Source organism: Gynuella sp., assembly GCF_050297175.1.
Taxonomy (GTDB): domain Bacteria; phylum Pseudomonadota; class Gammaproteobacteria; order Pseudomonadales; family Natronospirillaceae; genus Gynuella.
Window position 1 is genome coordinate 1 of record NZ_JBNKSF010000057.1, and the last position, 12,599, is coordinate 12,599.

General features: G+C 47.6%; 6 protein-coding genes. 4 read left to right on the forward strand and 2 right to left on the reverse strand.

Features of this window, described 5'->3' with window-relative positions; translation table 11 throughout:
* Positions 1-538 precede the first annotated feature (538 nt).
* The 4 genes from bioB to ACQY6I_RS21310 all read left to right on the forward strand — a co-directional run bounded on the left by bioB (position 539) and on the right by ACQY6I_RS21310 (position 5,526).
* The gene (gene bioB / locus ACQY6I_RS21295; protein ID WP_428243534.1) at positions 539-1,621 is read left to right on the forward strand and encodes a biotin synthase BioB; all 1,083 of its coding nucleotides are present in this window, start codon (positions 539-541) and stop codon (positions 1,619-1,621) included.
* Positions 1,618-2,178 (forward strand): YiiX/YebB-like N1pC/P60 family cysteine hydrolase, encoded by a 561-nt coding sequence (locus ACQY6I_RS21300; RefSeq protein ID WP_428243535.1) that lies wholly within the window; start codon positions 1,618-1,620, stop codon positions 2,176-2,178. The genes bioB and ACQY6I_RS21300 overlap by 4 nt, the downstream gene beginning before the upstream one ends.
* Before the next feature lie 724 nt (positions 2,179-2,902).
* Positions 2,903-3,967 (forward strand): acyltransferase family protein, encoded by a 1,065-nt coding sequence (locus tag ACQY6I_RS21305; RefSeq protein ID WP_428243536.1) that lies wholly within the window; start codon positions 2,903-2,905, stop codon positions 3,965-3,967.
* A 305-nt stretch (positions 3,968-4,272) separates the two neighbouring features.
* Positions 4,273-5,526 (forward strand): ABC transporter substrate-binding protein, encoded by a 1,254-nt coding sequence (locus ACQY6I_RS21310; RefSeq protein ID WP_428243537.1) that lies wholly within the window; start codon positions 4,273-4,275, stop codon positions 5,524-5,526.
* Positions 5,527-5,928: 402 nt separating this feature from the next.
* Here the strand turns inward: ACQY6I_RS21310 and ACQY6I_RS21315 are convergent, their stop codons facing one another.
* Together ACQY6I_RS21315 and ACQY6I_RS21320 are read right to left on the reverse strand one after the other, a co-directional pair.
* Entirely contained in the window at positions 5,929-10,821 is a 4,893-nt protein-coding gene (locus ACQY6I_RS21315) for an alpha-2-macroglobulin family protein (RefSeq protein ID WP_428243538.1), read from the reverse strand.
* 171 nt (positions 10,822-10,992) lie between these two features.
* A complete protein-coding gene (locus ACQY6I_RS21320) occupies positions 10,993-12,411 on the reverse strand; it encodes a family 43 glycosylhydrolase (RefSeq protein ID WP_428243539.1) in 1,419 nt (472 codons plus the stop codon).
* Between the last annotated feature and the right edge of the window lie 188 nt (positions 12,412-12,599).

Sequence of the window (12,599 nt, forward strand, 5' to 3'; positions counted from 1 at the left end):
GAAATCTTTAAACGTGGAAGGGACGGGAGAGGATAATTGATCAAATACCGACACGGGCTCCGCGGAATAAGCTGCAACACTGCCTAAACCCAATAACAGGCTACTCAGCAGCCTCATATTCCTGAACATACTTGCTCCTTAGTTTGACGAGTAGACCGGTTCTGATGATTCAACAAGCCAAGGTCCATTACTCAGCATCATCTCAGGCGATCATCGGCCTGATAAATGCTTGATATTTATGCCAATTATATTTTGGCCAAAGTAATAGGTTATTAAAATATGTGTTAGATATTAAGTCCTTCAATAGTCGTATTATCAGTCGTCGTTCGATGATTTCATTGGCACGCTTCGCCTTGACTCATTACCCTGAAATATTCTTTATTCTATCTATTGATCGACTACCTATTGATCAGCTACGAAAGAAGGCAAGAATGCCACCATTCGAAAGTGCTAGTATGTCACCGGCGATTAGCGTGACTTTTTCGACTGGGCACTGGACTATATTTGGCCCAAAACAGCTCAGGAAATATCCTCTTCCATGCCATCATTGAGTAATTCTTCAGAAGTCAAACACAGCGAGATCTGCAGACATGACTGGACGATACAATCCGTCATCACATTATTGCGATTACCATTCAACGACCTGTTGTTTAAAGCAGCACAAGTTCACCGCCAACATTTTGATCCCAATGAAATACAAGTCAGTACATTGCTGTCAATCAAGACAGGAGCCTGTCCGGAAGACTGCAAGTATTGTCCGCAAAGTGGCCATTATCAAACAGGTTTGGAGAAAGAAAAGCTGCTGGAAATTGAAACGGTTGTCACACAGGCCAAAGCCGCACTGCAAGCCGGTGCCAGTCGTTTTTGTATGGGAGCAGCATGGCGTTCACCAAGCAATAAGGATATGCCTTACGTGCTGGAAATGATCCGGCGGGTTAAAGCTCTTGGGTTGGAAACCTGTATGACCTTAGGCATGCTTGATGCTCGACAGGCTAGCGAACTGGCCGATGCCGGTCTTGATTACTACAACCATAATCTCGATACCTCACCGGAATATTACGGCGAAATCATTACTACCCGAACTTATCAGGATCGATTGAACACTCTGGCTCATGTAAGGGCATCCGGGATGAAAATCTGCTCCGGCGGCATACTCGGCATGGGCGAAGAGGTTGATGATCGTGCAGCAATGTTAGTACAGCTGGCCAAACTGCAGCCTCATCCTGAAAGTGTCCCCATCAATCAACTGGTTAAGGTTGAAGGATTGCCTTTGGCCCAACAGCAAGCGCTCGACCCTCTGGATTTCATTCGTACCATTGCCGTCGCCCGAATTATGATGCCTGAGTCTTACGTGCGCCTGTCAGCCGGAAGAGAACAGATGAATGATACAATGCAGGCGCTGGCGTTTATGGCCGGTGCCAATTCAATATTTTATGGAGACAGGCTGTTGACTACGGGTAATCCGGATGTGGAAAATGATCGTCAGTTATTTATGCGTCTGGGCCTTAAACCCCAGCAGCAAACCAGGAAAATGGATATCAACACACAGCTGCCAAAAGGGTGTCCACGAAACAACCCTCTGTTTTATGACGCGACACTGGAGTCAAACAACCGGTCATGAACCATCATCCGATGAATGGTGATATTGTGTTTCGATCGGCAGCTCAAAGCGACCTCGCAGAAGCCATCAACGAAGTCACCCAGACAGGTCACTTTAACCATTACACTCACATGGGCATAGCTGAAGTCGTAGATCACCGGGTCTATATTTATCACGCTGATCCCCATAACGGTGTTTGTCGTCAGGCGCTGTCGGAATTTCGGCTATCAGAGCAGAATGATGTACTGGACATCAGCGTCTATCGGCTCACACCGCCATACCAAAGACATATCGGCAACGCTCTGACTCTAGCCCGGACCTTAATAGGCCAACCTTATAATCACAGTTATATTCTGGATCATCAGGGCTTTTACTGCTCCGAGTTCATCTATCATCTTTTTGCTGATACAGGATTGTTTACATTAAAACCAATGACGTTCAAACAATCTGGCAGCGATTCATTCCATCCTGGCTGGATCAAATATTACTGTGAACTCGGACTCGAAATTCCAGAGGGATTACCGGGCTGTAATCCCAATGAAATGGCAACGAGCCAAAGTCTGATTAAAGTATCCTAACGATAACTGCAGGATCACAGTTTTTGATAAATCATTGCCGTAGAGGAAAGAATCAGTGGCTATTCAGTACAAAGGAAGTGACATCAAGCTGTTTGTTATGATTGAACAATTAAGGGACCTCTAAAAATAGGAATCGTTTTTATGCAAGCGAGGAAGCACAACTCGCAACACCGCAATTTACTGGCGTAAATGAGAATGTGAGACTGGGGCCAACAACGTCCTGCGCGAAAACAGGCCATTTTTCAGAGATTCCTTAACATTGCGGTAGGAAAATCATTTACATAATAACGGTCACCGCACAGATTTTCTGAAAACAATCCATATCCACAAGACCTACTCACTTCCCAAAGCATTACAAGAGAGCCACTTCGTCTGAAAGTTGGTTTGCATGAACACTAATACGCTGTTAACTTGTCAGAAGGATAAACACCAATAACCCGTACCTCATTTTTCGGCCAAAGCTGCGCTTTTGAACCTTTCGCCAAATATCCAAAGTAAACATTGAAAACCTGCTCCAAGCCTATTTTAGTTTTCACGCTATAGGTGTCAGAAATGCATCACAACTTGCCAGGAAGGATGATAAAGCACTGGATTAGTGACATCCATAATCGCTATATTAGTCATCATATTTATAAATACTGGCTGTAACACTGTGGACCCATTGCCAATGAAAACCCAGTCAAAGGGATAAGAGCACTCTATTTATTACCGGGGAAATAGAATCATGGAAAGTCGAACATATTGGGTGGATTATGCTAAAGCCATTGGCATTCTGCTAGTGGTGTATGGACATGTGGCTCGAGGGCTCGAAAATGGGGGCATCGTTATCCCAGAGCAGTTGTTTGGTATATATCAACTGACAGACAGTATTGTCTACAGCTTTCATATGCCTTTGTTTTTTTTCCTGTCTGGGCTTTTTTTCCAACACTCATTCTCAAAACGGGGCGGAGGTCAGCTGGTACTGAGTAAGATAGACACAATTTTTTATCCGTATGTGTTGTGGTCTATTCTTCAGGGATGTATAGAAGTCGTGCTATCCCGTTATACCAACGGCCAGCTGACTTTCAGTGACGTGTTTACTCTTTTATGGTCACCCAGAGCCCAATTCTGGTTCCTTTATGCACTGTTTTTTGTTTTTGTGGCTGCTTCTCTCATTTTTTCTCTGGTCCCCGAAAAACTGACATTACCGATATTTATACTGGCGGCAATGGCTCACATTTTTCACACCTACATGCCGCCGGACATCATCTCCACTTATGTCTCGCGCCATTTTGTCTTTTTTGCGTTTGGCATCGTATTCTCGCAGTATTTCCGCGCCGAACATTTTGCCTCGCCCTATGTGCTGTTACCAATGTTAGCGGCATTCATTGGCAGTCAATATCTATTTCACGGTTATCTGTCATTAAACTTCAAAGATAAAGGAGTCCTGTCACTTCTGCTTGCTCTGATTTCTATTATGGCAGTGGTATCACTTTCTGCTTTTCTGGCCCGGAAATACTACCGGACTTTCGCGTTTCTGGGTTATGCATCAATGGCGATCTACCTGATGCATACGCTGGCTGGAAGTGGCACCAGAGTAATTTTGAAAAGTTTCCTTGGTATACATGATATTATTGTTCATCTGCTACTGGGGTGTATTGTCGCCATTTTGGGCCCAATCATTGCGCTACGCATGATTGATCATTACAACATTCCCTACCTGCTTTCAGCTCCGATCAGTCGATGGCTCAAACTAAGCTGTCAAAAAGTATTGTCCGCTTCTAAACCACCTGCACCACCATTAGAGTGATTAAAGTCACACTTTTTCGGATCAAATATGGAAGCCATTGGGTATTCATAACACCATAGTGTGGTTACATAACATGTGTAATAACCATGAATTCCCCTTCCGCAGTCGAGACTGGTACTCACAACGGCACGGTAGCTTTTTTCACATTAATGTTTCATTCTCCATTCAACGTTAGAGGTTTATAAACAGAAAATTATCCTGAGAATAACAGAAATGCTATTGAAGGATGCCTGGTTATCAACTACAAATAAGCGCTCTGCAATCTCTACTGCAAAAAAAAATAAAAGATACAGTTGGAGTAAAACATGAATTTCTTGTTCAAATTATCAGCGGCTTTTGCTGTGTATTCCTGTTCCACAATCGCGACAGCCGCAACAGTGGAGGTTCTACATTCCTGGACTTCCGAGGGTGAAGCAAAAGCGGTGGAAGTTCTAAAATCGATGCTGGCTGAACGCGGTCACACCTGGAAGGATTTTGCTGTTCAAACAGGAGGAGACAATGCTCAGGGGGTTTTAAAACAGCGCATCATTCAAGGAAAAGCACCGGCAGCTGCAATGATGAAGAAATTCAATCTTCAGCGCTGGGAACGGCTTGGTTTCCTGCAAAACATCGACGACATTGCAGCAGCCGGGCACTGGGATGATACGCTTTTCCACGCTGCAGAAGATGCGATCAAGTTTAAAGGGCACTATGCCGCAGCAGCGGTAGGTATCCACAGAACCAACTGGATATGGGCCAATAAGAAAATTCTGGATAAGGTCGGTGCCAAAATGCCAGAAACATGGCCGGAGTTTTTTGCAACGGCAGAAAAAATCAAAGCAGCCGGATATCATGTTGTTGCCATTGGTGACGAAGCCGATCAATTGGGAACAATGTTTGAATCGATGATTCTGTCCGTTGGTGGACCGGAACTGTATCGAAAAGCAATCGCTGAACTTGACTACAGTGCCATCAAGAGCCCGGAAATGAGCCGGGTGTTCGATATGGCGCGCAAATTACAGCCTTATCTTTATATGGATTCTGACAGCAGTTGGAACAGAGCCACTAAGCTGGTGATTGATAGCGAAGCAACATTCCAGTTTATGGGAGACTGGGCCAAGGGAGAGTTCTCTGTTGCTGGAAAAGTTCCGATGAAAGATTATATCTGTGCACCGGTTATGCAGACACGTAATCAGTTTCTCTATAATGTCGACTCCCTCGCCATGTTTAAACTACACAATGCTCAGGAAGCTGTTGCCCAAAAAGATCTCGCCAGCGCGATCATGAGCAGTAACTTCCAGCTAACCTATAATCGCTACAAAGGATCGATTCCAGCGCGACAGGATCTTGATCTGGAAGGGTTTGATATATGCGCCCAAATGAGTAAGCAGGAGCTGTTGAATGCTGAGGCCACAAATGCCGAACTACCGAGCATTGCCCACGGGTTAGCTGCCACTGAACTGGTTCAGGCAGCCTTTAATAATTCGATCTCTGCATTCTTTCATGATCCAAACATGAGCTCAGAAAAAGCCGCACTGAGCCTTTCCAAGAATATGCGCAAAGGCGCTTACATGATGTAGCGAGACGATCTGAGCAGATCCGTATTCACAACGATCTGCTCTTTTCATTTCTTGACCTGTCGTTCAAGCGTTTTTACCCAATAACCGCTCCTGACGCGAATACCTAATCAGTATCGTCGTCCAGCCCTCAGCCTCCTGCCCACTTACAAACCTCTGAGCATTCTGGAACAAAGCAAAAGCAGTTATCTGATTAATATTTAGTTTTACAAAGCACCGGCATTTTGACATTTGAAGAATGACTGCGGGTCTATGCAGACAAACCCAAAAACCGTGATTCGAGAACGGAAAATGAAAAAGGGAAACAAGAAAATTCTGTCTGTTAATGAGCCATGCTATCAGACAAAAATGGCTTAATTGGGTAGGAAAAGGTGGGGCGACTCAGTCCGGCCGCCCCTTGTTCGATCAACGAGGTTGAATCACCAGCGTATCCAGAGTTGTACCAACGGAGCGATAGTTCGGACGATACATATCTTCCACATACGGATTAGGTACCTGATAAGTACCTGGTGTTACTGCCCGTACCAGATAATACAGTTTCGTTGAACTCCAGCTGTCGACACTGATGGCGGCAACGTAGCGGTCATCACGGTACTCCTGGTATTGCGTGCGGTATTCGCGGAAATAGTGTCCCAGCGATTCATCGTCAATCTTGACGTTATCCAGGTCGACACTGGCATTACTCAGATTCTGGTTTTCCAGTTCCAGACCGGCCGGCAGCAGGTCAACGACCAGCGCGTCCGGAATACGCAGATTCTCGTCGGTTGAGATCGTCAGGCCCACCACGATCAACTCGCCACTGGTCAGGTTGCTCGGGGTAATACGCTGGCCATTAAGGTCGTAGTAACGACGCACGATATGCAGACCATTACTATAAGGTTCCGGAGCCGTTCTTGGGGCTCCCTGATATGCCAGCGTGGCATATAGTTTTTGATCTACGGCTTCAACCTGCTGCAGACTGGTCAACTGATCGGCATCGAGCAACGTGTTGAACGGCCGGTTCTGGTTTAAGGTCTGCTGAGCTGTCTTGGCAATGAGTTTACCCTGCCACTGCTTACCGGATTTGGAATAGAACAGCGCAACCTTGGCCAGAGCAATACGCTCCTGGGTGCTGAACCAGCGCTCATTTTGCAGGATATCCACCAGATCCTGGGCCAGAGAACCTTCGTCCAGGCCCTGTTCCAGGGCGATCGCCAGACTCAGTGCGGTGTCGCGCATGGTTGACCCGTAATCCCGGTAGTAACGATAACGTTCACGCTTGATAGAAAGAGCTGCATCATTGGCGCGCTTGGCCCGATCATGATCATTCAATAGATTCAAAGCCGCCGCCAGATGCATCCAGGCTAGACCGGAAGAACGGATACGGGCCCGGACAGAGCGTCTGTCATTCTGGTTCTCCATCCCATCATCATACAGTCGGCGAACCAGGCTTAAATTGGCGGTTCCGGCTTTGGCCATGACATAGGCAGAATAAGCCCGTACAGCAAAGCCGTAATATTCGTTACTGTCGCTCCAACCGTCGTCATCAAACGCATTTGCACGCAGATAGCTGTCCAGACGCTTGAGAGCACGATCAAGAGTATCAGAATCAACCTTAACACCCTGACGACGTGCGTCCACCAATACCTCAGTGGCATATGCCGTACCCCAACGGGACTCAGAACTGGCCGCATCCCAATAACCAAAACCACCGTTCGCGAACTGCTTGCTTTTCAGGCGTTCAATACCCGCAGCAATCTGTTGTAAGCGGAACTCATCACTGAATGGCTGATCAAAGCGGTTTTTGAAACTGTCTGTCAGCCCCAGGTCCTGCACTGTCGCCGTATCCAGCAATACCCATGGATAAGTGGAGCTGGTGGTTTGCTCCAGACAACCATACGGATAGTGCAGCAGATACTCCAAATGGCTACGGAAATTGATCGCCGGGCGATTGGAGACGGTCATCAATGCCTGTACGGTATCCGGACGCAGATTACTGATATCCACCTGAGGCTGCCAGCTGCCATTAGCATCGATAACGGCGCTCTGATACTCGGTCTGCCAGGGGAATGGGCTGCGAACCCCGAGTTTCCAGGTACGATCAACGTTGATATCACTGCCATTACTGGCCTGCAGGTGAATCACCCCCTGACCTTCATGCAAACCTCCGGTGATGGGAACCGGAATCACCGCTTTTTGCCGGTCAGCCAGGGTAACGGTTTGTTTCAGGCCGGTGGAGAAGATTTCGCCACTGACATTCACCGTCACATCAAGTTGCTGATTCATCCCGGAAAGGTTGTGTAGATCGAAACTGAGCTGACTCTGATCGCCCATAGCAATAAACCGTGGCATGGAAATCTGAGTGACCACTTTGTCTGCGACAATTGTCTCGGATTGCGCACTGCCATATGAATCATCACCAAAGACCACAACCATCCATTCCAGTTTGCCGTTGAAGTTGGGCAACTGGAAGCTGACATCTGCCTCGCCATCCACCAGCTCCACCGGCTCACTGAAGAAGGAAACAATCTGAACCTCGGTTTTGGGTTTTTCACCCCCGCGGCTCAATTCCGCCATCTCCATTGCATCGGCAAACATATCACCCCCAAACCGCTGACGAATCATGTCGTAGCCCAGGTTATTGATGATCTTGCCATAAATATCGTAGTAGCTGGCTTCAAACCGGCGTGGAGCAAAGAAATACTGCTCCGGCTTCGGCGCCTGGTAGCGGGTAATGTTCAATACACCTTTATCAACCAAAGCTACGGTGGCAAACAGCTTCTGGCTGCCTAACTGGTCCCGATTGGTAACTTTAAGGTGAGCACTGACTAACTTGTTCGGTTCAATTTTCTCCGGGGTTGTCAGCTCCACTTCCGCCACCGCATCGCTGCGTCGTAACGGCAGATGAATAATACCCAGAGCCCGGGTCGGTGCGACTTCACTGACCTGATCCGCAGGCGTCAGCACCATCGCTGTCAGGTACAGATCATGACGGTTCCACTGTTTTGGCAACTCAACACTGACTTGGTTTTCACCTTTGTAAACCGACTGGTTCAGGGTGTACTCCACACCATCACTGGACTCCACGTTAATAATTGCCGAACCACTGATCGGACTGTTCAGTCGCAGGCGAGCGGTATCACCCGGAGCGTAATGGCTCTGGTCAAGAGACATTTGAATCATATCCGGCTTCAGATTTGTGCTTTCCTGGTTAGACCAGCTCCATTGGGTTCTGAAGTGATACAAGGTGATAGCACCGGAACTGGAGGTGACCTCCAGATCATAACGTCCCCATTCCACCGGGAAATCCACCGTCACCGGTTGATCCTTGACTTCGATGGTTTCTGACGCAGTCACATAACGGTTAGCCTGATAATCCCAATACCAGCCACGGGAGCTGTCGTACTGCCAGAAATACTCGCGATGATCACGTAATAACCGGACATTTAAGGTGTCGCGAACCGGTTCACCACTGGCGTCAACGCTTAGCAGTTTAAACTGCAGAGTCTGATTGGAAGGCGGACGATCCTCAAACTGTGGCTGAACACCGGGCAGTTTGCTGTATGCAGGCAACTGAATCACATTCTGAGTACGGGTAATCGGACGACCACCATTCTCATACACACTGGCACTGATACTGAAGTTGAGTGGTACTTTTATATCCGACCAATAATCGGGTACGACCAGCTCTCCATGACCAGAGTTATCAAGCTTGATTGGGTCCAGATTGGTATTACGAGTCCGGACATTCGCTTCGGAGTCACCAAAATAAAACCCTTTGAGGTCGGGGAAAATTTTGTTCGCTGGAGAAACAGTCACTACAGCGTCAGCATCGTTGCCGGCCGCCGGTGCGCCATACAGGTAGTCCCCCTGAATCGGTACCTGAAATTCGCCTTTAGGCGTGTAACGGGTCTGATTGCGATCCCCGTCATAGAAGCTCAGGGTCAGGGTTTCCGGCAGGAATTCTTCCACCTGGAAGTGATATGCCTCGTATTGGCCGTCAATCCTGACTTCCAGGCGCCAGTCTCCGGTCGGAGCATTTTCATCCAGCTCGAAACGGGTCTGATACAAGCCACTGTCATTGGGGCTCCAGGTAAACTTCTGTTTCTGTTCTCCACGAGCATTCCACAAGAATGCTTTTAGTGGCATATTCCGGACTTTACGGCCATCAAAGTCACGCAACAGCATGTTGATATCAACCTGTTCACCGGGCCGATACAAATCCCTCGGACCATACAAAAATGCCTGGAACGGCTGATGCAGGCTGGGCACATTGGGATAGGAAGAAAGGTCCAGCTCGCCTTGATCCAATCTCAAAAAGCTGATCTGGTCTCCCTGCTCAGCAATGATGATATTAGGTAGATCATTGGTGGATAATTGATAGCTACCATTTTGGGACGTACGGGCACTTTGTTCACGGGCAGTCTGATTATTCCGCTCCCGCCACCAGAACCGCAAGTTGACGTTTTTCAGCGGTTCGCCAGTCGTAATCGAATTGGCATAGACCATCAGGGACTGTTTATACTTGCGAACATGCAGGCCTATGTCAGTAATAGTGAAATAGGTAGTGTCATAACGGTATGCATACTCACCGGGCTGGCGAATCACCGCAACATAGATACCTGGTTCTTTTTTCTCCAGAACCGGATCAAGACTAAAGTTATAGGTGGTACGTTGATTGGCACGGGCTTGATTGGTATAGCGGGCGGTATGCACCAGATCAGCATATTCCCTCAGGCCTGACAACGAATCGTAATACATCCGGCCTTTAAAATAAGTTTCACCGATAAAACGGTTCATATCCTGATCACGGACCCGGAACACATCCAAATCCACCTCAGGTTGGTTCACGACCGTCACCGGAATACCATCTTTGATATTACCAACCAAAAATGTGCCGCTACTGGCAAAACTGGCCCCGGGAGTTAATGCCCGGGTATCAACGGTCCAGTTAAAAGCGTGGCTGTCGCCACGACTGTCCACTTTCGACAGTACATCACCACTAACCGATGTCAGCGGTTTGGTCACCTTCACCTGGTAACGGGTACTGGGTTCTACGAACGGTAAAACCCACTGGCGTCCAGTTCCCTGGGTATACCATTGACTACCATCAGCTGGTGCTGGTGTGACAGAAATATAACGGGACAAATCAGTGCCGGGGTCCACTGCACCGGTTAAGCGGATAACCAGTGCCGGTGCATTATCCTGAGTGGTTTCACTGACATCGGAGATATAAAAGTCGGCGGCATTAATGAAGCTCGAAAGCAATACCAAAAGGCTGATCCAAAAGCCATTAATACCAATACGTACCGCGTGCATAAGCTGCTTCCTTGACTTTTTAATAGATATTTTACGAGCAGCAAGTGTAGGTGCTGCAAAGACAATTGGCAAAGCTCCGAGAGTGGTTTTTTGTGATATTGATCAGTGGCCGTCATAAATGAATGACGGCCAATCTGTTTGTATGCTAATTCGCTAGATCTGTACTGATGGTCAGTATCGTGGCCAACCGTTTGAATCCCAGTTCAGAATACTGATCAACAATTTAGGCGTCCCGTCGTCACTGGCATCGTAAGCATGGCGAACAATGACATCGGTATTGAGAATATCCTGCCCACCCGGGCCAATCCACCGGTTGTTACCTCCATCCAGCAAACTGCCACCACCGGACAAAAGATCGCGACCATTCTTATCCAGATAAGGCCCGCGAATGTCTGTCGCCCGGCCATAGCGAATCTGGTAAGTACTGCTGGTTCCCTGGCAACATTTTCCGACCGATACAAATAAATAATAGTAACCCCGGCGATAAATAATGCTCGGAGCTTCAATACCTTCATTTCCACGATAAGCGATATTGTATTGTGGTCCGTAGGGTTTCATGGTTAATGGATTCAAACGGGTCAACTGAATACCTGACCAGAAAGATCCGAATGCCAGCCATGGATTACCATCGGCATCTACAACCAGGTCCGGATCAATTGCATTGAAATTTTGAGAGCGATTACTACTGACAACCAGTCCATCATCACGCCAGCGACCGGAACTGATACTGCTTGTGGACGCCAGCCCGATAGCGGACACATTGGAGCCAAAAGTGGATATTGAATAGTACATCCAGGTGCGGCCATTATAGGATTTCACATCCGGCGCCCAGACATCTTGGCCATCATGACCAGGCACATACTGTCTCCACCAGCTCAGCCCATTTGGAAAAACACCCCCATTTCCACCGGTCCACTGCGTACCATTGCTCGAGTGTTTGGAATATATACCCGGTCCGGTCTGGAACACCCACCAGTTACCATTCTCGTACGCCAACGTCGGATCATGGGTCACCAGATTACCGCTCAGAGACCAATGATCGGTTGCACCATTAGTGGTTGAGGGATCCCATCCCGGCTGCCCTGTGGTTCCCAACTGCGACAATGACCACAACTGGGCATCAGAACCGTTATAGCTCCATTGGGCAATATTGGCACCATTGGCAGTATTAAAGTTATAGAGATCCAACGCTTTGCCGCTGTTACGGTTGATAAAACTGTAGTAACCGTTACGTTCCTGTTTCACTCTCCACTGCTGAGTATGGTTAGCCAGATACTCCCATTGCGACACATTAGCGCCATCACTGGTACCAAAGTCATAGACTTCCATTGCCTTGCCACTGCTCAGGTTGATCAGTGAGTAGTAGTCACCTTCGACATGAGTAATCAGCCAACGCTGAGCGTCATAGCCATTGGCCGGCCACTGCTGAATATTGGCACCGTTATCTGAAGCACCATTAATCACTTCAACCCGTTTACCACTGTGCTTTGAAGTAATTGTGTAGACGCCGTTTGATAGCGCCATAACATTTGTACTAATGCAAACCAACAGCCATAACAGTCCGCAACGAACGTTTCTATAAGCGGGCATAAATGTCACCTTTAAATTGACAGCTATAGTAGTGGCCCGATTGTACTCTGCAGCTGATGAGCAATATTAAAACGCCATGAAATGTCTGAGTGCTTGTTGGCAAAATTTTACATAAGGTATCGGTATTTGTGACCTACAACAGAATTTCATGCCAAAGAAGCATATCAATTTTCAGTTCGAACAGACCG